Consider the following 22,301-nt stretch of genomic DNA (forward strand, 5'->3'; position numbering starts at 1 on the left):
TACATATAAAAGCCGAAAAATTAAGTGGCGAAGAATGATATTTGGACCAATCCTTATAACACGCACTGTTGCCCGACTCCCATTAATAGCCATTGCTTATGTGTGCCAGGATAACATGCGGTATAAATAAATTTCAGTTGCCAAGGATGACGGAAGTGTACCCCAAATAGGAATACTATGTACGATTCAATAAATTGATGACATACCCACTTTCACTATTCATCAGATTAGCAGGCTTATGAAGTGCCCGAGAGCCTTATACCACTATAACTCATTGTGGCAGGCCATCAGGATTTTTCATTATTATTTTTCTGAAAAAGAAAGAAAAAACAAACGGCAGAACCTTTAGGTTCTGCCGTTACAGACTTATAACTGGCGCTGCTCCAGGCTGGAATAAATCGTTTTGATTTCATCTTTTAAACTTTCTCCACGATATACCATCGACGTATCGTACCGTTGATACTTCTCTTCTCGCTCGGCGCTTAAATCTTTGCGTTCCTTATATTCAAACTGCAAGGCATTAAATTCAGAGGCGAAAAGGTATTTAGCCAGTAATCCTCTGGGTAAAGACGCTGGCTGGATCTCAAACAAATCCATATCACCAAAGACAATTTTGAAGATCATCAATAGCAGCCATATAGGAATTCATGGATGACAGAAGGAACTGGCTATTTTTTGATAGAGAAGCGTACTGATAAAACCATATTATCATTTTGTTTTTATTTATAATTTTCTATCTAAAGTAACGATAAGAAAACAGAGACTTTGGGCTCATTCAAATATCGTGCTGGAAGAATCCCTTCTCTCGACGATAAGTACCATTTAGCGTTCGATTCATCTCTGCAAGCACAGGATTTGAATGAGGATTCGGTACTTAAATGGCTTAACTTCATTCCACCACTGGAACAGGCACTCTTTATCAATCTGAGGAGATGGGTCTAGCTCATTTAATTTTTCTATTGCTTTTTCTTACTTCAATTACTTGAAAGGAAATATAAAGGGTTTCATTACGTCCGCCTTATAACGTTATGCCTTAAGATGAGGCGACGGTAAGGCGTACCGTTTTTCTCCCCCGTCGAGATAACCTCGTCTAATACCATTGTGCTATGTCTGGTGATTTTTCACCCAACCCTGATTACTCCGAAATAGAGCAATTAAACCTAATCAAAGAGTTATGAATAGACATAGATGTAATTCATTGATTGTTATTAACTTCAACCATTGGGGAAAGTTAACCAGACAGAGTGTATCTAACTCGTTGAATTTGTTTAATTCCGTTAGGTGGCTGGAATCACTTTGCTGGTGGATTTACGAGCAAGGTGTAGATATGCAGCTTGGCAGTGATGTGCGATCATGGCTTGTAAATTGATACAATTGAGTGCACAAGAATGTAATTACATGGCCTTGCAATCGCCCCTACTCCATCACGGTTAGGCCAATATCTTTCCTTAAACCATGCTCTAAGATTGTGACGTGTCGGGAAATGGACGCAACCAAAATTAGGATCAAAAAAGTCAACACCATAGAAAGTTACTGCCAGCCCAATAGCATGATCTCCATAAGCCAAAGCTTCATAACCTTCATAGATAGTTGCTAAGTTTTCTACAATATTGTCTTCACCATAACGGCTTACATGCATATATAATAATCCATTTTCATTAAGAAATTTCATGCCATCCATGCTTTTAGCTTTAAGATTTTCAACTAATTTTATGTAACTAGGAATTTTTATATTTCCTGGAAATAGGTGAGACTTTCCTGATTTGTGCATCTTTACCCAAGCCATTACTAAACTACTACAGGCTCCGTTTTGCATAGTCGAAGAGAAATTAAGAGGAAAATGCAGAGTTTGATTGAAGCGAAATACCCAATTCCCTTCAAATTCATTAGCATCTAATAACGACATTTTTAAATACCCCCATTCACTATAAGTTTGGTTTACGAAAAAGATTAAGGGCAAAAATATGTTAAAAACAGGATATATTGGTTTTGTCTAATGTAAAGGGTTTTTAAAAAGCATTTTAGTAAAGATTCTGAACAAGCTCTATATGCCAGTAAATTAAGTCGATTCCACTAAAATGCCGGAATTAAACCCAACTCATTGATATTCTCAAAATCCTCCAACGAAAGAAGCTGAACGATGTGCAGCTTTACATATCGCTCCAAACTCTGCGCTTCAGGGTATTTTAGCTTTATCAATGGATTATAAGGTCAGGTGAAAGTTTTACGCGATTTTGTGAGTTAAGTCCGCTAAAGGGCTTTGCATTGTCCGTGATACCTGAGCTTTGTACCCTGTGGGCTGGTGGAGCCGTTTGCTGGTAATTGAGCGAGCAGTAATCCCCACAAACACCTTTCCTTATTTCAGTTACGTATATTAGCTTGAACATCTATATCGTAACGGAAAGGTGTTTTTCTTGGTATAACCTCGGGGCTCCACCTGCATAGCGGGTAGTTTTATGTTTAAGCAGCTTACGCCACTTAAACTGGCTAAAGCCAAAATAATAAGAGCGCCTGAATCGGCGCTTTTATTATAATTAACAATTGAGCCATATTATTTTTGATTACTCTTCTTTCGGGGTATAATTCCAACCGGACGAACCACCAAAAGTAGCACCACCGTAACCACTACTTTGAGTGCCTAACGTGCCCGAAGATTTGGCACTAACACCAAGTACTCCTTGCATTTTCCCCGCTCCATTTAAAGGAACTAATCCTTTAGTATTCCTCATCTGTTGCTTAAAACTCCATGTAACATCGGTGATAATCATACTTTTTTTAAGTGTATCAATATCATTCATATATATTCGTAATGAATATGGGATGGTAAAATCCTCAGTATAATTGATAGAAAATATATTTTTTCTTTTAAAAACTGCACTGCCTGCGAAATTAAGTGCTTTAACGGAGTGAGTTGTACAGTTCACTCCAGTTACATCATAAGTATCAATTATTTTTCCAAATCTCTGAGTGGATTCGGGCGCGGAAGTTCCACCTATATTTTTACCTGTATACCATAGTCCTTTAAAATACCTAGTTATTGCAAAAATATCAGCATCTCTAATATTATAAACTTGAGCTTCCATTCTATAAAGCTCGGTTGACATATATTCTATTGCTTCATTATTTTGCAACCAAATTAAAACACCATCACCAGTTATTCCTAACGGCCCAGTATCAGCGTAACGACCATAGGTAAATACACTTATTCCACTTTCTGCATGAACAGAAATAAATGTATGGCCTGTTCCCTTTGTTTCTACCCATAAAAAAACACCCTTAGGCAGCCATCGACAGGTAGTGTCATACATATTTAATGTATGTGAATCAAGTTTATCTAATATTCTTGATTGCCTAATTATATCTCTATTATTCATATGTGTTCTTCCTTGCAAGGATATAAATAATAATCATTGAGATAGGAAATGAGATTAATATAAAATGTATGTCATAATTTTTAATGAATTTAAAAAAAGTCGAAAAATTTAAGACGTAGATAAATGTAGAAATGTTATTTAATAAGGTAATTAAAAATATAAAAAAAATTATTCTAAAACTGTTTCTTAATTTTTTTCGTAACAAAAACACAATCGTACATAAAACAAATAAAAAATTGTTAGTCAACATTACATAATCAGTAGCACTAATAAAAAAAGACAATTCAGATGGAGTGTATTCTTTGCTTGCCCGTAGAGTTATTACTTCTTTTATAGTTAAATCAATAGAAATAAATCCTATATTGCTGATAATAAATAATAACATTATTATCAGCATATTAAATAATGACTTAATCCACATTTAACTCTCCCTATCATTTCTTTTCTAAAACTAACCTAGCTGAAAAATTCTTTATCTTGCCCATGATAATTGCATGTTTTTGATATACCGCAGGACAGGATATACCAGAATTATTTATATATTCTAGTACAGGTGACAATAAAGCAGGAAAAATTATTCTTCTGGCAGGCTATTCCTTGTCAGTTTCAGCATCCATTCGATAGCACTATCAAGATTCAGGCTCAGGTTGCTACGAATACCTTGTTTACTTTTCTTGCGCAAGTAATGCTGACCGTACTCCGCAAGCGCCTCCGGCATATCCATGCCAAAACGAGTTACAGAAACGGGTTTATTCAGATTATTGCCTTTCATAATAAGCAAGATAGGAGTGATAAAGGTATTTACGGGGATTGAACGGCATAATTTCCGCATTGCCAATTAACAGGCAATCAGGTAGCCGCAAAAATCGACCAGTGGATCTGTGCCACGTTTGATATCTAACGCCTCCGCAGATTTCTGTTGTTCTGCCAGTAAACCTTCGCTCCACCGTTTATTATTGGCGTGCCATTCACGGGCGATCCGTTCAAAGGTATATGCCCCCTTTGATTCAGCTTGTGCGTTTTTTTCTCTGCTTTGGCTTCATCCCGTTTAGCACGTGTATCAGCTAATGAAACAACGGGATAAACACCAAAGGCCAGCCGATCTTCTTTTTTGTCGGTGGGGCGGTGATATTTCATGCGCCAGTATTTAGAACCGCGCGGCGTGATTTCGAGATATAAGCCAGCGCCATCCGCTAATTTATAAGATTTCTCTTTCGGTTTTGCAGTCTCGATTTGTCGGGCGTTTAGTTTCATTTTTGGGGCACATTTACAATCGAAGTGTAGATGCCCCAAATTATGCCCCTTGGTGCTTGTTGATTGCAACAGACCATAGTAGACGTCAAAATAACTAAGTATCTTGATTTATTGGAGTTTTTTGGGAGTTTGTAGACTTGGGTATACGTTAGAAAACTAACGAATGGTGCCGAAGGCCGGACTCGAACCGGCACACCCGAAGGCGGTTGATTTTGAATCAACTGCGTCTACCGATTTCGCCACTTCGGCACTGAAATGATTCGGAGAACGGGGGCCATTATACCTGTCAGAAGCGCATTCGCAACACTTATCCTTTCGATTTTGTCCAAGTGACGAAAAAAGAATCGCTTGTTCTATTTTTTCACCAGTTTTTACCAGCAACACTTAAAATCAAACCACTTTTTCCACTCTAATCCCGCAAATCCTTCCTCACACAATTCTTTCCAGCCAATAGACAACCTCTAAACTCCTTATATAATTCAAAACAATACACTGCTATGAGGTAAATTATCATGACTATTATCAGTTGGATTTTTACAGGTATCCTGTTGGGTATCGTTATTGGTGCCATTATGGCGATATTTAAGAAAAACAAATAACTGCTTTATTCCTTCACTTGAATGCTCCCTGATTGGTTAATCCAAAAATGAAAAAACGGCTATATAAACTGTGTGCAGTTTCCGTCATGACATGGGCGATTACAGCTTGTGCAGATTCTGGTTATTCCCACCAGAAAAAATTTCAGCAATCTAATGTGCAACCTGCAAAATGGGAAGTGTTCGAGGGTAATAACAATATTAAGAAAATAGCGACTGCATTGGTCGATCAATATTCCCAATCCATCTTTGAAGAAGGCAAGCCTTTGGGAATGGCGATGGTGGTGATCGATAATAATCAGATTATACATCGCAGTTTTGGGGAAACTTATCCAGGCAGCGGTATTCGACCACGCCAAGACTCTTTAATTCGTATAGCTTCTATTACCAAATTGATGACCAGCGAGGTCATGGTTAAGTTGGCACAGAAGAAATACCTTAAGATTACCGATCCGTTGCAGAAATACACTTATTACGGTGTCCAAGTGCCGGATTATGGCACTAGCCAACCAATTCGACTGTATCATCTGGCGAGCCATACCAGCGGATTGCCACGGGAACAACCTAGTGGGAAATGGGGGCGCCCTGTGTTTATTTGGCCAACCCAATCAAACCGCTGGACCTGGCTGAAAACCGCAGGAATAGATGCCGTGCCTGGCACGACAGCTTCGTATTCCAATCTGGCCTATGATTTATTAGCTGATGCCCTTGCTAAAGCAACGAGAAAATCCTATGCCCGCCTGCTACAAGAAGAAATTACTCATCCTTATCGCATGAAAGATACGACGCTAACGCCCACGCCATCCCAATGCGCCCGCTTGATGGTAGGGGTTAAATCCAGCCCTTGCGTAAACACCATTGCTGCCGCGGGTAGTGGCGGGATTTATTCCACTCCCGCAGATATGCAGCGCTGGATGCAACAGTTTTTATCTTCCCATAATCAGTTAAGGAAGCAGACTGCCAGCCGTGAACAAGGTATCTACTTTAAGCGTGCCGATCTGAAATCAATTAAAGGGATGGATGTTGCGGGTCTGGCAGATGGTATTGGACTTGGCTGGGTATATATGGATGCTAAAGGCAATGTTCCCGGTATTTACCAGAAAACGGGCGGCGGCGGTGGATTTAATACCTATATGGCAATGATCCCTGAAAACAATATCGGCGTATTTGTGGTAATGACGCGCAAAGAACAAAGCAAATTTAGTCGTGTGACGAGTGGAGTTAATGAATTAGTTGCAGCATTAGCGAGCAATCATAAGCAAATTTAGTTTTACAAGAAATCGCCTCCACTCTTGAAGGTGGAGGCGATGGATAAGTTTGCTGAGATATCAGTTTGTTATTTTCTATATAAGAGTAAGTAAACACTCACTGCAAAAAACAACAAACTTGGCAACAGCGCCCCTAATATCGGCGGCATACTATAAACCAAACTGAGCGGGCCGAATATCTCATTCAAGACATAGAACACAAAACCCATGCTAATACCCACCACAACCCTGAATCCCATCGGCACGCTACGCAGTGGCCCGAAGATAAAGGAAAGTGCCATCAGCATCATCACCGCAACCGATAAAGGTGCGAAGATCTTCTTCCACATATTAAGCTGGTAACGTCCGGCATCCTGTTGGCCCTGTTGCAGGTAAGTAATGTATTGATGCAGGCCGCGTATAGAAAGCGCTTCAGGATCAAGAGAAACGACGCCTAACTTTTCTGGTGTCAGCCGACTTTTCCAGTCCGCAGAAATACGTTGTGACCCCGTGATCCGCCCATCTTGGGTTAAATCGGATTCTTCAACCTGAGATAACTTCCATTGATGGTTATCTTTGTCATACACCGCTGAAGCCGCATACCTTATGGATAACAGTTTTTGGTTGTCATCAACATGATAAATGTTGACGCCATTCAAGGCGTTATCCTTCCCGACACTCTGGATATAAACAAAATCGTAGCCATCTTTCGCCCAAAGCCCTTTGGTGGTGGACATCAATGAGCCACCATACATTTTTTGCGAGCGATAATTACGGGCAAGCTGTTCTCCTTGCGGGGCAACCCATTCGCCAATGACCATCGTCAGCAAGACCAGCGGGATCGCGGTTTTCATGACTGATCCCGCCACTTGCAGGCGGGTAAAGCCAGAGGCCTGCATAACCACCAACTCGCTACGTGTTGCCAATGTTCCCAAACCCAATAAAGCCCCAAGCAGAGCAGCCATTGGGAAGAAGATCTGAATATCTTTGGGAATGCTCAGCAGGGTATAAATGCCGGCGGAAAGTGAGGTATATTCCCCCTGCCCGACTTTGCGGAGCTGATCGACAAACTTAATAATGCCGGAAAGCGATACCAGCATAAATAAAGTCATCAGGATGGTTTGCAGGATGGTCCGGCCGATATATCTATCCAATACCCCAAACATTATGACGCTCCTTGAGTCTTAAAGCGTGAACGCAGTTTGCGCATGGATACGGTATCCCACAGATTAAGCGCCACAGCTAAGGCAAAATACGTACCATTGATCAACCACATCCATAACAGGGGATCAAGTTTGCCTTTACTGCCATTGGAATGCAGGGAGCTTTGCAACAGGAAGAATATCAGGTAGAGCAACATGGCTGGCAACATACTGAGTATCCGCCCCTGACGCGGGTTCACAGCACTTAACGGCACTACCATCAACGCCATGATCAACACCGAAGCAACCAACGTCAAACGCCAGTGAAATTCTGCGCGGGAGTCGTTATCGGTGTCGTGCCAAAGCTGTTCAATCGATTTTTGTTCAACTTTGTTATCGATATCTGCTTTTTGGTGTCCAATCACGGCCTGATAATTCGTGAACTCAGTAATGCGGAAGTCACGCAACAGTGCCGTACCTTCATAGCGCATTCCTTGATGGAGTACCGCAACCTGATTACCATTCAGACGCTCTTCCATATGTCCACCATCCGCAATGACCACAGAAGGGCGCTGGTCATTCGCCGGACGGAGCTGAGCCAGGAAGACATTTTCAAAAGAATTGCCCTTCACGTTACCGATATACAACACCATGTTGCCATCACGAGAAGGCTTAAATTGCCCTTCCATGATCGCCGCAAGGCTTGGATTGGCTTTTGCATCCGCCAGGACTTGCGCTTTATATTTGGCAGACCACGGCGTGATCCAGATAACGTTAGCTGCTGCCAACGCTGATGTGAATAGAGCCAGAATAAGGGCTGATTTCACCAATACACTTTTGCCCAATCCGCAGGCATGCATGACGGTGATTTCACTTTCGGTATAGAGTTTGCTGAACGTCATTAATACCCCAAGAAATAAACTCAGGGGCAAAATAAGCTGCGCCATCTCTGGCACACCTAAACCTAACAACGATAAAACCAAATTTGCGGGAATATTCCCTTCCACCGCCGCACCCAATACGTCAACTAATTTCTGGCTGAAAAAGATCAGCGATAAGATGAACAGTATTGCGATTTGGCTTTTCAGGGTTTCCCGTACTAGATATCTAATGATGATCACGCTTATTACGCCTGTGAAAACTTGTCTTTTTGCAGGAAAGTCGCTAACTTCGTCGTATATCTACCATTTATATGAATCAGTTTGGCTTCCCCATCGCTAAAATGATACCAAAGCATTCCATATATTGGTTCCCAATTAGAACATAGTTATCGTTATCTAAGTATCAAAAAATAATATGCTTAGCTTAACATAACCGTTAATTTTCTTTGGGATGAATGAATGCGGAACGCGGTATTTTAGCGATTGTATCCGTCTTTGTCTTTAAGATTCAGGAGAACGCATGGAGTTTAGTGTAAAGAGCGGTAGCCCGGAGAAACAGCGCAGTGCCTGTATTATTGTCGGCGTGTTTGAACCCCGCCGTCTTTCCCCTATCGCAGAGCAACTTGACAAAATAAGTAATGGCTATATCAGTGCCTTATTACGCCGTGGTGAACTTGAAGGCAAGGTAGGTCAAACCTTGTTGCTACATCATGTTCCGAATGTACTGTCTGAGCGTATTTTGCTGGTCGGATGTGGAAAAGAACGTGAGCTGGATGAACGCCAGTATAAGCAAATTATCCAGAAAACGATCAATACCCTCAACGAAACCGGCTCAATGGAAGCAGTTTGTTTCTTGACAGAACTGCATGTGAAAGCACGCAATAATTACTGGAAAGTACGTCAGGCGGTCGAAACAGCGAAAGAGTCACTGTATGTTTTCGATCAACTCAAGAGCAGCAAAAATGAGCTACGTCGCCCACTGCGTAAAATAGTGTTCAATGTGCCGACCCGCCGCGAATTGACCAGCGGTGAACGCGCTATTCAGCATGGTCTTGCCATTGCATCGGGTATCAAAGCGGCGAAAGATCTCGCCAATATGCCACCCAATATCTGTAATGCTGCGTATTTGGCATCACAGGCGCGCCAGCTTGCTGACAACGTAGCTAATCTGACCACCAAAGTCATTGGTGAAGAGCAGATGAAAGAGCTGGGTATGAATTCTTATCTGGCGGTGGGTCAGGGTTCGCAGAATGAATCTTTGATGGCCGTTATGGAGTATAAAGGCAGCGCAGATGCCAATGCGAAACCGATCGTATTGGTGGGCAAAGGGCTGACCTTTGATTCCGGCGGCATCTCGATCAAACCTGCTGAAGGCATGGATGAGATGAAATATGATATGTGCGGTGCAGCTTCTGTCTATGGCGCCATGCGCGTTGTTGCCGAACTGCAATTACCAATCAATGTCATCGGTGTCCTGGCGGGTTGTGAAAATATGCCTGGCGGACGCGCCTATCGTCCTGGCGACATTCTGACTACCATGTCCGGCCAGACCGTTGAAGTGACAAACACCGATGCGGAAGGTCGTCTGGTACTGTGTGATGCGCTGACTTATGTTGAGCGTTTTGAGCCGGAATCAGTCATCGATGTCGCCACCTTGACTGGCGCCTGTGTTATCGCACTGGGCGGTCATTATACTGGCCTGATGTCCAACCATAATCCCCTGGCGCATGAACTGCTGAATGCTTCAGAGCAGGCCGGCGATCGTGCATGGCGTCTGCCGTTAGCTGATGAATATACCGAACAGTTAGAATCCAATTTTGCGGATATGGTAAACGCGTGCGGACGCTCTGGTGGTGCCATTACCGCAGGCGCTTTCCTGTCCCGCTTTGTCAGCAAATACCACTGGGCACATCTGGATATCGCGGGTACAGCATGGCGTTCAGGTAAAGCGAAAGGAGCAACAGGTCGTCCGGTTGCGCTCCTGTCACAATTCCTGTTAAATCGTTCAGGTTTGAATTCTGATGATTAATGTTCCTGCCGCTTAATGGAACTCAGGGTATTGCAACAGCAATACCCTGACTGTTTCCAGTAACCTTGCAACCAAGAAACTATGAAAAACGCCACCTTCTATTTATTAGAAAAGCTGCCACCGGAAAAGCAGTTATCGGAACAATCATCGTCAGATGAACTACAGTCACATGAATGGCTGGCATGTCAGCTTGCCGCTGATCAATGGCGTGCAGGGAAGCGGATTCTGATTGCTTGTGAAAGCCAGCAACAAGCTGAAAAATTGGACGAAGCTTTATGGCAGAGAGAGCCGAATCAATTTGTACCGCACAATCTTGCTGGCGAAGGCCCTCGCTACGGCGCACCCGTTGAGTTGTGCTGGCCGCAAAAAAGAAGCAATGTTCCCCGCGATGTGTTGGTGACACTGCTTCCTCACTTTGCAGACTTTGCCACAGCTTTCCGTGAAGTGATAGACTTCGTTCCTATTGATGAAAATCTGAAACAGTTAGCGCGCGAACGATATAAATCTTATCGTAGCGTCGGCTTTAATTTGACCATGGCTACCCCGCCAACCTATTGAATATCAAGACACAATGGAAAAGACACCCGCTACTCAAACGCAATCTGAGCCGTCTCTCGATAAAACGTACAATCCGACAGAGATAGAGCAACCCCTTTACAACCACTGGGAACAGAGTGGTTACTTCAAGCCGAATGGCGATACCAGCCGCGAAAGTTTCTGCATCGTCATTCCACCCCCAAACGTCACCGGCAGCCTGCATATGGGACACGCATTCCAGCAGACTATCATGGATACCATGGTGCGTTACCAACGTATGCAGGGTAAAAATACCCTGTGGCAAGCAGGGACTGACCATGCGGGTATCGCAACCCAAATGGTTGTTGAACGTAAGATCGCGGCAGAAGAAGGCAAAACCCGCCATGATTATGGTCGTGAAGCTTTTATCGACAAGATTTGGCAGTGGAAAGCAGAATCGGGTGGCAATATCTCCAACCAGATGCGCCGTCTGGGTAACTCCGTAGATTGGGAGCGTGAGCGCTTCACTATGGATGAAGGTTTGTCCAAAGCGGTTAAAGAAGCCTTTGTTCGTCTATATCAGGACGATTTGATTTACCGTGGCAAACGCCTGGTTAACTGGGACCCGAAATTACGCACGGCGATTTCTGATCTGGAAGTTGAAAACCGTGAAGTAAAAGGTTCCATGTGGCACCTGCGCTATCCGCTGGCTGACGGCGTTAAGACTACAGAAGGTAAAGACTACCTGATTGTTGCCACAACCCGCCCAGAAACCATGCTGGGAGATACCGGTGTTGCCGTGAACCCGGAAGATCCACGTTATAAGGATCTGATTGGCAAAGAGATCCTTCTGCCACTGGTGAACCGTCGTATTCCTATTGTTGGCGATGAACATGCTGACATGGAAAAAGGCACTGGCTGCGTGAAAATCACCCCAGCCCACGATTTCAATGACTATGAAGTCGGTAAGCGCCACAGCCTGCCAATGATCAATATTCTGACCTTCGACGGCGATATTCGTGAAGCGGCAGAAGTCTTCGACAGCAACGGCGAAGTTTCCGCTATCTACTCGACCGACATTCCAGCCGAATACCGTGGCATGGAGCGTTTCGCTGCCCGTAAAGCGATTGTGGCAGAATTCGAAAAACAGGGCCTGCTGGTTGAGATCAAACCTCATGACCTGACGGTCCCTTACGGTGACCGTGGCGGCGTGGTTATCGAACCCATGCTGACCGACCAATGGTATGTTCGCACTGCACCACTGGCAAAAGTGGCGCTGGAAGCCGTTGAGAACGGTGATATCCAGTTCGTGCCAAAACAGTACGAAAACATGTACTACTCCTGGATGCGTGATATTCAGGATTGGTGTATTTCCCGTCAATTGTGGTGGGGCCACCGTATTCCGGCGTGGTATGACGCACAAGGCAACGTTTATGTTGGGCGCGATGAAGAAGAAGTTCGCCGCGAGAACAATCTGGGTGCAGATATCATCCTGACTCAAGACGAAGACGTACTGGATACCTGGTTCTCCTCTGGCCTGTGGACATTCTCTACCCTTGGCTGGCCTGAGCAGACGGAAGCGCTAAAAACCTTCCATCCAACGGATGTGCTGGTCAGTGGCTTCGACATTATCTTTTTCTGGATTGCCCGCATGATCATGCTGACCATGCACTTCATCAAAGATGAAAACGGCAAACCACAAGTGCCATTCAAAACAGTCTACATGACTGGCCTGATCCGTGATGAAGAAGGCCAAAAAATGTCAAAATCCAAAGGGAACGTTATCGACCCTCTGGATATGATCGATGGTATCTCGCTGGAAGATCTGCTGGAAAAACGTACCGGCAATATGATGCAGCCACAACTGGCAGAGAAAATCCGCAAACGTACCGAAAAACAGTTCCCGGAAGGCATTGAAGCCCACGGTACTGACGCCTTACGTTTCACTCTGGCCGCACTGGCTTCTACCGGTCGTGATATCAACTGGGACATGAAGCGCCTGCAAGGTTATCGCAACTTCTGTAACAAACTGTGGAACGCCAGCCGTTTCGTGCTGATGAACACAGAAGGACAAGATTGCGGGCAGAACGGTGGTGAAATGTCGCTGTCACTGGCAGATCGCTGGATCCTGGCCGAGTTCAACCAGACTGTTAAAGCCTATCGTGAAGCGCTGGATACTCACCGTTTCGACATCGCCGCTAACATTCTTTACGAATTCACCTGGAACCAATTTTGTGACTGGTATCTGGAGCTGTCCAAACCAGCAATCAATAAAGGGACAGAAGCCGAAGTCCGTGCGGCTCGCCATACCCTGATTGAAGTTTTGGAAGGTTTGCTGCGTTTGGCACACCCAATCATTCCATTTATCACTGAAACCATCTGGCAGCGTGTGAAAGTGGTCAAAGGTATTGATGCGGATACTATCATGCTGCAACCGTTCCCTGAATTCGATCAGGCGAAAACAGATGAATTGGCTCTGAACGATCTGGAGTGGATCAAGGAAGCGATCATTGCCGTGCGTAACATTCGTGCCGAAATGAACATCGCACCAAGCAAGCCGCTGGAAGTTCTGTTACGTGATGCGAATGACGATTCACAACGCCGTGTCGCTGAAAACCTCAATTTCATTCAGGCAATGGGGCGTCTCTCTTCTGTTACCGTGTTGGCAGCAGGAGAAGAAGCACCTGTTTCTGTCACCAAACTGATCAATGGGGCTGAAGTGCTGATCCCAATGGCTGGTTTGATTAATAAAGATGCAGAACTGGCTCGTCTGGATAAAGAAATCGAGAAGCTGGATAAAGAGATCAGCGGTATTGAAGCTAAACTGGCTAACGAAGGTTTTGTCAGCCGTGCACCCGAAGCCGTTGTTGCCAAAGAGCGCGAACGCCTGGCGACCAACAATGCCGCAAAAGAGAAGTTACTGACGCAGAAAGAGACTATCGCTGCACTGTAATTTTTCTTAGTTGAAATTTGTTCATATCAGCCACTGTGATTGAATTTGCAGTGGCTTTTTGTCATCCGTTTTTTTAATTTTCGTCATATTCAAAATGATCCTGTCTTACGTACCCTGCTCCAGTCTTTCTTTCAAATTTTATAAAGGCTTTATCTTTTAGGTTATATATTCGATCCGCGACAGCAATCGTTTCTGGTCGATGAGCTACAAAAATGCGAGTAATGGACATCTGTTTCACAGCTTCGTTTATCTTTCGTTCGTTAAAAACATCAAGGTCGCTGGTAGCCTCATCAAGAAAGAGGATCCGCGGGCGCTTATAAAGAGCTCTGGCAAGAGAGACACGTTGCTTTTGTCCTCCTGAAAGAATACTTCCCATATCACCTATCATAGTTTCATACTGCATAGGCATAGCCATAATCTCGTCGTGTATTGCTGCTGCCTTAGCGCATTCATATATCCATTCAAGGTTGGGCTGAGAGTCAAAGGAGGAAATATTATCCATCAAGGAAGCAGCAAAAAGTTTATCATCTTGCATCACAAATGCTGTGTGTCGGCGATATTCGTCAATACCAATCTGTCGTATGCTGATACCATCAACCAGTACATCCCCTGACTGAGGAATAGCCAATCCAGCCATTATTTTGAGAAGAGTTGATTTACCACAACCCGACGAGCCTACTATCGCTATGTTCTCGCCGGCATTAATCTCCATATCAATGTCTTTAAAAATGAATGGTTCAGCTTCTCCGTAACGATAGGAGAGACTATTAAGTGTTATCCGACCCGCTACGTTATCAAAAGATACTGAATTTTTCGGGTACCAAACACTTTCGGTTTCTGCTGTTGCAACGTCTGTAAGGCGATCCGAATGTATTGATATAAGACGAAAGTTAAAAAGCGAATTTACCACCTTAATAGAACGGGTTAGGAACATATCAGCGTAAAGCATAAAGGCAAATAGAATACCTGTTGTTATTGTACCTTGCTCCATAAGATTACCCCCGAAAAATAAAATCGCCGCTGATGAGAATCCTGTAAGAAACCCTGATAAAGTTTGATTTATGAGGTCTATCTTAAATAAATGAGTCCGAGCATTAGCCGTCTCGATCACCTTATTAAGCCACGCTATACGGCGATTTTCTGTCAGGGCAAATACCTTGACACATGCCACATTTCGTACTGTCTCAAGGAAATGAGATGACTGCCGTGCCTCATTGGTAATTGCTTCGACTCTTGCGCCTTTGTATGTGTCATAAAGGGCAAGTTTTACTCCGAGATAAATAGAAGCGATGAGCAGTGAAATAATGGCTAAGAACGTACTGTAACAGAGCATCAGAGCAACCAACACCAACAGGATAAGTACATCAAGTAAAGAAGTCAGCATCTCTGCTGTGAAGGCTTCCTTGATCTCATTAAGTGACGTCAGTCGTGAGACGATATCTCCCACGTGACGCTTTTCAAAAAAAGTTAACGGTAGGCTGAGTAATCGGTTAAAAAAACCTATACTCCACTGTATTCCCAACGAGTAACGCATTGCCATTAACGTCCAGGCTCGGATGATACTGAGAACCGCTCGGAGGATAAGTAGAAAAATAACACCAATGACAATCAAATTTAACATTTCGAAATCACTGGATCGCAGAACAATATCAATAATAAATTGAGAGCTGAGAGGGATTGAAAGGGCCAATGCTTCAATAAAGAGCGACAACAAAATGATTTTTAACAACGTGTTTCTAAGTCCTGCCACTTCTTTGAACATATCTGTGATTTTTATGCTCTCCTCCATTTTCCGCTTTTGAAAATCAAGCCGTGGCCATACTTCCAGAACTATCCCTGTGAATTTATTTGATAATTCTTTCAGAGAGATTGTCCTTTTCCCTAAGGCAGGATCATGAATGACAGCATTTTTCTTTGTAATTTTTTTTAACACCACAAAATGATTAAAGGACCAGTGCAGGATACATGGGCACCTGACGCATCTAAGTTCCTCAAGCTCAAGACGCATAGCTCTGGCATTCATATTTATTCTTCCTGCTGCCGTGATAAGCTGCCTTAATGACATACCATTACTCGACACATCGAAAATCTTTCTCATACTGTAAACATCAGTCACTCGATCGTACCAAGTCGCAATCATGGCCAGACATGCCAATCCACATTCTGTTACCTCTGTTTGCATGATTACAGGGAGTTTTTTGGTAAAAGACTCAAAAAAGCCACTGATTTTATATTGCATATTTTTATTGCGTCCTGTCGTTCGCTCGTTCATATATTCTCTTAACTGGCATAAAAAGCCATTCGTAAATCTTTCTGGTTTTTACATATATCTCTGTCTCTACTTTCATACCCGGCAGAAGAGACATCCTTTTTTGCCGCCCAACCATAATCGGTTGAACCATTATCCGAAAAAGTCCCTTATCTTTACTTTCGCCGTTTGCCTGAGTGGTTGGAGAGATATTTATTGGTGCTTCTGATATTGTCTCTATGACACCTAAAATTTTTCCATACCATTGATATGGGTATGCAGCTACTCTCATCTTTACTTGTTGTCCATCAGCTACATCACCGAGAGAATCAGATGGAGAAAGCAGCTCAATTTTTGGAATTGCGTTCTGGGGAATAAGTACAGCAATTTGCTGGCCTGCTTTTACCCTCTCACCTTTATGAACCGTCACGCTGGTTATCATTCCATCAAATGGTGCGTCAAATAAATATTTTCTTTGTCTTTCTGTATTCAGAATCTTTTGCTCTATGCCAGCGATTTCAGCTGTAATTGATTTCCTCGCGGAGTCTGATTCCTTGTCGATGGTCGATATTTTTTTTCTCAAATCCAACAACTCTCCTTGCAAGGTCATTAGCTTTACTCTTGCAGAGGAAAGATTCACCGTAGCGAAGTAATAATCTTTCTTCCTATCTATAAATTCGGCATCAAGTGCTAGACCTTTTTTTTTCAACTGTTCATAAAAGCTGAATTTCTTTTCGAACCATTTCTTCTGCTCCTCCGAATTTTTTATTAAGATATTCACGCTTACTATTTCTTGCTCTTTATTTTTTATCTTTTCAAAAAGATAGCTCTTATTTTCCTTAGCTTCGCTGGTAATAAAAATAATCTTTTCCAAAAATACATTTCGTTGCTTTCTCAAACGCTGTTCTATTTCAAAGTTAGTCGCACCAAGATTAGTTTCAGTTTCATTACTCACAGAAAAAATGACTTCACCTTGCTTAATTAATTTGTTTTCTAAAGCTGCTGATTGAATAATTACACCATCATTTTGCGCAATCAATGGTACCGCCGGAGGATCATAAACGACAGTACCGGTGACATTTACTCTTTCGCTATAAGAGCCAAATGTGATTATTAAGATAATAAAAGTGAAAGTTAGCATACCTGTCAGAAGACACATGTAGATGTTTGATGGAATATTCAGGCAAGATGCACCAAGCCATCCTTCTCTTTTGTGTTGCAGAGCCTCTGCACGATAGATTAAATTTTCATTATTTTCGGTACTCATCAGAAACAAAAACCTTCTTATTTTTAAAATCTATAATTATTTTTCGGTTTCTAAGGAAACTGTTTCCTATAATGCCGTCAATTTTTCCCATATGTTGAAAATGCCCATCAACAATAACTGCGCTAAACTGCTCCGGTTTTCCAGTTGTCGATTTCATTGTGAGCATTGTAGCTTCACATCCTTTGTTATCCATTTGCGGATTAACTGAGAGGCAGCTTATAGGTGTGTAGGACTTAAGTCTCTCACGCCATATTATAGATACTGTAGCTCCCGTATCCAGAATCACACGGTATTTATGGCCGGATTGCTCGACATAAAACATCATTCCTTCAGAGGATATTTGGAAAGGAAATTCTGTAAAACCTTTTGGAGCCTTCTTCTTTTTACCAGTAAAACTATCCGCTATAGTTAATGTATTAGATATATAATCCAGTGTTATCTGTCTATCTTTAAAAGCACCAAGACCTACAACAGGTGTATTTGGTAATTTTCCTTTGTTATAAACCAATAGCCCCCATTGCTTAAATGGAGTTACGATCACATCTTTAAAGATCATATTATTTACGTTCAGAGAGTGAGCAAGATACTTTATATTATCCTGAGTTTTTCCAGTTAAATCTTTACTGTGATAAGTATTTTCTTTTTTAAGTCCTTTTATTTTATTTATCTGAAATTCATAAAGGTGAAATCCCATAGAGGAGCCGGTATCAACCATTGCATATACTGGCTGACCATCAACTATAAATGTTGAATAAGGAACAGAATATTCATCAAAGTTCAGTTTTAATGTTACGGATTTTTTTATATTAGCAAGGGAACTTTCTGAAAATGTGGCAAAAGAAAAAAATGAAAGAATTGCTAACCAATAATTAAATTTTACCATTGTTGGAGCTCACTTTTTTATTTTTGGATATTTTCTATTATTGTCTCTTCACTGACACCAGCTGCAATCAGGTGTGATGCAGCACGACTAAGAAAAAGCCGCATTGATAGACAAAACACGGTTTTATTATGGAAACGATTGGCTCGTGAGAAGCGATTTACCAGACGACCACCATGACAAATTTTACTCCACACACAACCACAACAAGCATCAGGTAGTTCGCTGCTCAGCGAAAGATATTCTTTGACATTAGGTGATTCGAGTACTCTTGCCAGAGTCAACTCGCTGACATGACCAATAGCACTGAATATCTGATCAGAGGTTGAACGCAAAGTATCATCAACACGGAGTTGGCCGTCTGCAGTTACTGTGAAAGCATAAGCAGATTCGACATTAGCGCTCATGCCAAGAACACGGCTAAACTGATTATTGAGCATCGTACCAAGGTATGTATTAAAGATTCTAATAAAAATCTTTGGCTGACCATCAGCAAACCATGCATCAAGTGCCTCATTAAGGAATCGACCAATACCCTCGACGTCAATGCTATCTGCGTGTTGATCATCGGGTATGAGGAAATCGAAGCGCTGGCATTTGAGTTCCTTCGTGAAGTGGCGATAAATTTCCTCCCCATTTGCTTTAGCGTTTGCTACAGAAAGAATTCCTGGCTCTCCCGAAAGGCGCCCCTGTGTCCACGCATTCTGGAGCATACGCAGGCCGTTAACGGTACCTTCATAAGTGCTTTTCCCTTTTCTATCCAGCCGATATCGATCATTTATATGTTTTGGACCGTCTATCGATACACTTACATGTATTTGGTGTTTTTCAAAAATTGAGATCCATTCATTATCAATCAGAATACCATTGGTCTGTAATGCCAGCACTAGCCGAGAACGGCCATAGTTGCCCTCACGAAGAATTTCACACATTCGGTTGAAACGTTCCTTTTTCATCATCAGAGGCTCACCACCATGAAAATCAACTTGAATGACTTCGATCTCGTTTTCTACTACGGAACGCTCAAAGAATTCTCTCAGTGAAGCAACTGTATCGAGAGATATAACTGGAGCACTATCGGCAGCCAAAGTGTTCCCCATGTTGAATACATAGCAATAAGTACAGTTGATATTGCATCTTTCACTAATTTTAAGAATTACCTCAAGATGCTTGACTTTCCCATCTTTTACAATCGCCATTATCATTCTCTCTTATGCAGAAAAAGGAGGGGGAAATTTCCCCCTACTATGATTTACTAAAAGCTTTATTAAAAAGATTTAGACCAGTTTGCAAAAGCATTCACCCAACCACCTGAAACTGTATCCAGCAGACTATCGACAAGTTCTTTGCGCTGTGCTTTATTCTTATCTGAATTAGTTACTTGGGTTTTGTTTTCTACTATTTCACGTTGTAATTTGCTCATAATATCTCCTTATTTTTAAATTAGATGTCATGCCGAAACTCGCGATGACTCTTGGAGTATAGGCTCAATAACTTACACAAATAATAAATAAAAAGTTAACTATTGATATACCATTTAATTACAATAATAATTATTTTATAACGTAACAGCATTAAGTTTCACAGTGATGCGCAATCCTGTCATTTTTTATTGCCTTAAAAAAATAAACTGTCACTAAATATTGCTCACTTAGAAATGAATACTCTGGTAACAGTTTAAATAGGTTTTCATAATACTAAGCGTATCAAATGTTGGAGTTCCTTACCCCGCACAGGGTAAGGAATACTCCTATTATTTTGAAACGCTATTTGACCAGAACTCAGATACCCTCTCAGGAATAAAACAACCACTGCATCAACATAAAAAACAGCAGAGAAAACCCCAAACTCTTTAAGATTGAATGCGTATATTTGCTGATAAAATAAGCTAACACTACCGTAATCAAGGCAAATAGATATTTAATATTAAACTGTGCAATTAATTCACTTAGAGTCAGATTATTCAATGAAATATTAACGATAATCGTCCCCAGAATAAAACAGATGGCATAATCCAGCGCAGTAATGAGAAAACGCTTTCCCTTTAATAAGCGATTATCATTCATCAAAAAAGGAGCTATTCTTAATATAAAACTGATTAATCCCATCAATACGATCAGCAGCATCATAATCTTCTATCCTGTCTGATTCTCTGTTCAATGAACGCAATCCCTATCCCACATAAAATTGGGACTATCAGATCGATTAATTTCATATCCACTTCATTCAATAACGGTGCACATAACCCACCCATGACCGTTGCCAGAACAGACATATCCTTGCCTGAACGCCTGGCAGTCAAGGAGGTGAAATGGACAGGAACCAACATCACGAGGAACAGCGAAAAGGAATCGTAATCCAGATATTCTGCTGAAATATACCCCAACAAAGTGGCACAGAAGGTGATCACAAAACAGGGTACAGCAACCCCCAGATAAAAATGAAATTGAGATTTCCCATCCGTGATATTTTCCGCAGAGAGATGTGCGTGCGTCACCGTATAAGTGCTGGCGCTAAATCCTAACATCGACAGCAAAATATTTCGCTTAGGGATGCCACGAAAATATTGTGACATCACTATCGCCATCAAGAAAAAGCGGAAGTTAATCAGCAATGCCAAAATGATAACAGAAAGTATCGCCCCATCAGCCAGATAACCAACCGCAGCCACTTGTAACGGTGCGGCATATATCAACAATGATCCGACCAACGTTTCCATTAATGGGATACCGTGACTTTGATAAAGCGCACCAATCGAAGTAAAAATAAAGAAAAAAGAGATACAAACAGGCAAAGAATCAACCATGCCTTTCCGAAAGAGTGAATTCAACACTTGGCACCTATCTTAGCGTTATATTTAGGGTAACTGAGAAGCTGATATAGCTTATAGTAAATATAATTAAACAATAATCAATATGACCCTGATTTATCAGCAGTAACATCAGGATATGATATAACTTTATTTTATATATAAGGCTTATGATATTACCGCTATAGTGAAAATAATTTTAAAAACAATAATTCCCCCTTGGAGAAATAGATAACATGAAAGCCGTACTAAATATATTATTAGCGGGCATTATTCAATTGGGTTTCACCCACTTCTCTTATGCACAATCTACCCTTGATAACATTCATTCCACAGGCATATTCAGGATTGGGACTGAAGGCGCCTATGCCCCATTCAGTTATCATGACACCTCTGGAAAACTGACCGGATTTGATGTGGAAATCGGCCGTGAAATCGCACTTCGCATGAAAGTGAAGCCTGAATTTATTGAAGGTAAATGGGATGGCTTGATTGGTGGGCTTGATGCCGGACGTTTCGATGCTGTGATGAACCAAATCGCTATTACACCGGAACGCGAGAAAAAATACAGTTTCTCCCTGCCTTACGTGATTTCAGAAGCCGTACTGATTACCCGAAAAGATAACAACGATATTAAGACATTTAGCGACTTAAAAGGGAAAAAATCGGCACATACCCTGACCAATAACTTTGCCCAGATCGCCAGACATTATGGCGCCGACATTATCGGCACGAATGGCTTTAATCAGGAAGTCGATTTGGTGAGTACCGGCCGTGCAGATGCAACAATCAACGATAAACTTTCTTACCTCGATTACAAAAAACATCGCCCAGAGGCTCCGGTAAAAATTGTTGCCGCAGATACCCAGGCAGCACAATCTGCTGTGTTATTACGCAAAAATGACACTGAATTAAAAACCGCAGTCGATAAAGCGATTACTGAGATAAAAGCGGATGGCACTTATCAACGTATCTGGGATAAATATTTCGCCGAAAGCGACTAATCAATAATGAAAATAAGAGCCTAATGGAATAGGCTTTTAAAATAAATCTTAGGTTCTAAGCTATAACTTTATTGTATATAGAGTTCACCTTTTCTTGCCAT

At 42.0% G+C, this 22,301-nt stretch carries 16 protein-coding genes, 1 tRNA gene and 3 pseudogenes; 5 read left to right on the forward strand and 15 right to left on the reverse strand.

Annotated features, from left to right (window positions below):
* Nucleotides 1-366 precede the first annotated feature (366 nt).
* The 6 genes and pseudogenes from IQ209_RS06350 to IQ209_RS06375 form a co-directional block, all read right to left on the reverse strand.
* Nucleotides 367-612 (reverse strand): annotated as a pseudogene (locus tag IQ209_RS06350) (hypothetical protein); the annotation flags it as partial.
* A gap of 739 nt (nt 613-1,351) precedes the next feature.
* On the reverse strand, nt 1,352-1,906 hold the full coding sequence (locus IQ209_RS06355; protein ID WP_193850038.1) for a YopT-type cysteine protease domain-containing protein: 555 nt from the start codon (nt 1,904-1,906) through the stop codon (nt 1,352-1,354).
* A gap of 655 nt (nt 1,907-2,561) precedes the next feature.
* Entirely contained in the window at nt 2,562-3,374 is an 813-nt protein-coding gene (locus tag IQ209_RS06360; protein ID WP_193850040.1) for a hypothetical protein, read from the reverse strand.
* A 574-nt stretch (nt 3,375-3,948) separates the two neighbouring features.
* Nucleotides 3,949-4,308: pseudogene (locus tag IQ209_RS06365) on the reverse strand (winged helix-turn-helix domain-containing protein); the annotation flags it as partial.
* A 3-nt stretch (nt 4,309-4,311) separates the two neighbouring features.
* Nucleotides 4,312-4,628, reverse strand: a pseudogene (locus IQ209_RS06370) (Arm DNA-binding domain-containing protein); the annotation flags it as partial.
* Nucleotides 4,629-4,792: 164 nt separating this feature from the next.
* Nucleotides 4,793-4,877 (reverse strand) — tRNA-Leu (locus IQ209_RS06375).
* A 397-nt stretch (nt 4,878-5,274) separates the two neighbouring features.
* Between IQ209_RS06375 and ampH the strand changes: the two genes are divergently transcribed.
* Nucleotides 5,275-6,492, forward strand: a complete 1,218-nt coding sequence (gene ampH / locus IQ209_RS06380) for a D-alanyl-D-alanine-carboxypeptidase/endopeptidase AmpH (RefSeq protein ID WP_193850042.1) — start codon at nt 5,275-5,277, stop codon at nt 6,490-6,492.
* A gap of 68 nt (nt 6,493-6,560) precedes the next feature.
* Here ampH and lptG read toward each other — a convergent pair whose 3' ends face one another.
* Nucleotides 6,561-7,637, reverse strand: a complete 1,077-nt coding sequence (gene lptG / locus IQ209_RS06385) for an LPS export ABC transporter permease LptG (RefSeq protein ID WP_193850044.1) — start codon at nt 7,635-7,637, stop codon at nt 6,561-6,563.
* Entirely contained in the window at nt 7,637-8,734 is a 1,098-nt protein-coding gene (gene lptF, locus IQ209_RS06390; RefSeq protein ID WP_193850046.1) for an LPS export ABC transporter permease LptF, read from the reverse strand. Before lptF ends, lptG begins: the two co-directional genes overlap by 1 nt.
* Nucleotides 8,735-9,014: 280 nt before the next feature.
* Between lptF and pepA the strand changes: the two genes are divergently transcribed.
* The 3 genes from pepA (at nt 9,015) to IQ209_RS06405 (ending at nt 13,992) form a co-directional block, all read left to right on the forward strand.
* Nucleotides 9,015-10,523 carry a leucyl aminopeptidase gene (gene pepA, locus IQ209_RS06395; protein WP_193850048.1) on the forward strand — a complete coding sequence of 503 codons (1,509 nt, stop codon included), beginning with the start codon at nt 9,015-9,017 and terminating at the stop codon, nt 10,521-10,523.
* A gap of 81 nt (nt 10,524-10,604) precedes the next feature.
* Complete coding sequence (locus IQ209_RS06400) at nt 10,605-11,081, forward strand: DNA polymerase III subunit chi (RefSeq protein WP_193850049.1); 477 nt, start codon at nt 10,605-10,607, stop codon at nt 11,079-11,081.
* A gap of 13 nt (nt 11,082-11,094) precedes the next feature.
* Nucleotides 11,095-13,992, forward strand: a complete 2,898-nt coding sequence (locus tag IQ209_RS06405) for a valine--tRNA ligase (RefSeq protein ID WP_193850051.1) — start codon at nt 11,095-11,097, stop codon at nt 13,990-13,992.
* Between the two features lie 73 nt (nt 13,993-14,065).
* Here IQ209_RS06405 and IQ209_RS06410 read toward each other — a convergent pair whose 3' ends face one another.
* From IQ209_RS06410 to IQ209_RS06440, 7 genes are all read right to left on the reverse strand, one after another.
* The gene (locus IQ209_RS06410; protein WP_228005749.1) at nt 14,066-16,264 is read right to left on the reverse strand and encodes a peptidase domain-containing ABC transporter; all 2,199 of its coding nucleotides are present in this window, start codon (nt 16,262-16,264) and stop codon (nt 14,066-14,068) included.
* Nucleotides 16,236-17,507: an HlyD family secretion protein gene (locus IQ209_RS06415; protein ID WP_193850053.1), complete on the reverse strand. Its 1,272-nt coding sequence runs from the start codon at nt 17,505-17,507 to the stop codon at nt 16,236-16,238. Before IQ209_RS06415 ends, IQ209_RS06410 begins: the two co-directional genes overlap by 29 nt.
* Nucleotides 17,491-18,390, reverse strand: a complete 900-nt coding sequence (locus IQ209_RS06420; protein ID WP_193850055.1) for a hypothetical protein — start codon at nt 18,388-18,390, stop codon at nt 17,491-17,493. The genes IQ209_RS06415 and IQ209_RS06420 overlap by 17 nt, the downstream gene beginning before the upstream one ends.
* 17 nt (nt 18,391-18,407) lie before the next feature.
* Entirely contained in the window at nt 18,408-19,586 is a 1,179-nt protein-coding gene (xyeB, locus tag IQ209_RS06425) for a cyclophane-forming radical SAM/SPASM peptide maturase XyeB (protein WP_193850057.1), read from the reverse strand.
* Nucleotides 19,587-19,654: 68 nt separating this feature from the next.
* Nucleotides 19,655-19,810 (reverse strand): XyeA family cyclophane-containing RiPP triceptide, encoded by a 156-nt coding sequence (xyeA, locus tag IQ209_RS06430; protein WP_193850059.1) that lies wholly within the window; start codon nt 19,808-19,810, stop codon nt 19,655-19,657.
* A gap of 370 nt (nt 19,811-20,180) precedes the next feature.
* Complete coding sequence (locus IQ209_RS06435; RefSeq protein WP_193850061.1) at nt 20,181-20,516, reverse strand: AzlD domain-containing protein; 336 nt, start codon at nt 20,514-20,516, stop codon at nt 20,181-20,183.
* A complete protein-coding gene (locus IQ209_RS06440; RefSeq protein ID WP_193850063.1) occupies nt 20,513-21,193 on the reverse strand; it encodes an AzlC family ABC transporter permease in 681 nt (226 codons plus the stop codon). Before IQ209_RS06440 ends, IQ209_RS06435 begins: the two co-directional genes overlap by 4 nt.
* 239 nt (nt 21,194-21,432) lie before the next feature.
* On the opposite strand from IQ209_RS06440, the gene IQ209_RS06445 reads away from it, so the two are divergent.
* Nucleotides 21,433-22,200 carry an amino acid ABC transporter substrate-binding protein gene (locus IQ209_RS06445; RefSeq protein WP_193850065.1) on the forward strand — a complete coding sequence of 256 codons (768 nt, stop codon included), beginning with the start codon at nt 21,433-21,435 and terminating at the stop codon, nt 22,198-22,200.
* Nucleotides 22,201-22,301 lie beyond the last annotated feature (101 nt).

Origin of the sequence: Xenorhabdus sp. BG5, assembly GCF_015163665.1 — a bacterium.
GTDB lineage: Bacteria > Pseudomonadota > Gammaproteobacteria > Enterobacterales > Enterobacteriaceae > Xenorhabdus.

Excerpts from the sequence above, each read along its gene's own strand:
- IQ209_RS06445 (WP_193850065.1), top strand. The coding sequence starts at position 21,433 with ATGAAAGCCGTACTAAATATATTATTAGCGGGCATTATTCAATTGGGT.
- IQ209_RS06400 (WP_193850049.1), top strand. The coding sequence starts at position 10,605 with ATGAAAAACGCCACCTTCTATTTATTAGAAAAGCTGCCACCGGAAAAG.
- IQ209_RS06420 (WP_193850055.1), bottom strand. The coding sequence starts at position 18,390 with ATGGTAAAATTTAATTATTGGTTAGCAATTCTTTCATTTTTTTCTTTT.
- lptG (WP_193850044.1), bottom strand. The coding sequence starts at position 7,637 with ATGTTTGGGGTATTGGATAGATATATCGGCCGGACCATCCTGCAAACC.
- IQ209_RS06435 (WP_193850061.1), bottom strand. The coding sequence starts at position 20,516 with ATGATGCTGCTGATCGTATTGATGGGATTAATCAGTTTTATATTAAGA.
- pepA (WP_193850048.1), top strand. The coding sequence starts at position 9,015 with ATGGAGTTTAGTGTAAAGAGCGGTAGCCCGGAGAAACAGCGCAGTGCC.
- ampH (WP_193850042.1), top strand. The coding sequence starts at position 5,275 with ATGAAAAAACGGCTATATAAACTGTGTGCAGTTTCCGTCATGACATGG.
- xyeB (WP_193850057.1), bottom strand. The coding sequence starts at position 19,586 with ATGGCGATTGTAAAAGATGGGAAAGTCAAGCATCTTGAGGTAATTCTT.
- IQ209_RS06415 (WP_193850053.1), bottom strand. The coding sequence starts at position 17,507 with ATGAGTACCGAAAATAATGAAAATTTAATCTATCGTGCAGAGGCTCTG.
- IQ209_RS06440 (WP_193850063.1), bottom strand. The coding sequence starts at position 21,193 with ATGGTTGATTCTTTGCCTGTTTGTATCTCTTTTTTCTTTATTTTTACT.
- xyeA (WP_193850059.1), bottom strand. The coding sequence starts at position 19,810 with ATGAGCAAATTACAACGTGAAATAGTAGAAAACAAAACCCAAGTAACT.
- IQ209_RS06410 (WP_228005749.1), bottom strand. The coding sequence starts at position 16,264 with ATGAACGAGCGAACGACAGGACGCAATAAAAATATGCAATATAAAATC.
- IQ209_RS06405 (WP_193850051.1), top strand. The coding sequence starts at position 11,095 with ATGGAAAAGACACCCGCTACTCAAACGCAATCTGAGCCGTCTCTCGAT.
- IQ209_RS06355 (WP_193850038.1), bottom strand. The coding sequence starts at position 1,906 with ATGTCGTTATTAGATGCTAATGAATTTGAAGGGAATTGGGTATTTCGC.
- IQ209_RS06360 (WP_193850040.1), bottom strand. The coding sequence starts at position 3,374 with ATGAATAATAGAGATATAATTAGGCAATCAAGAATATTAGATAAACTT.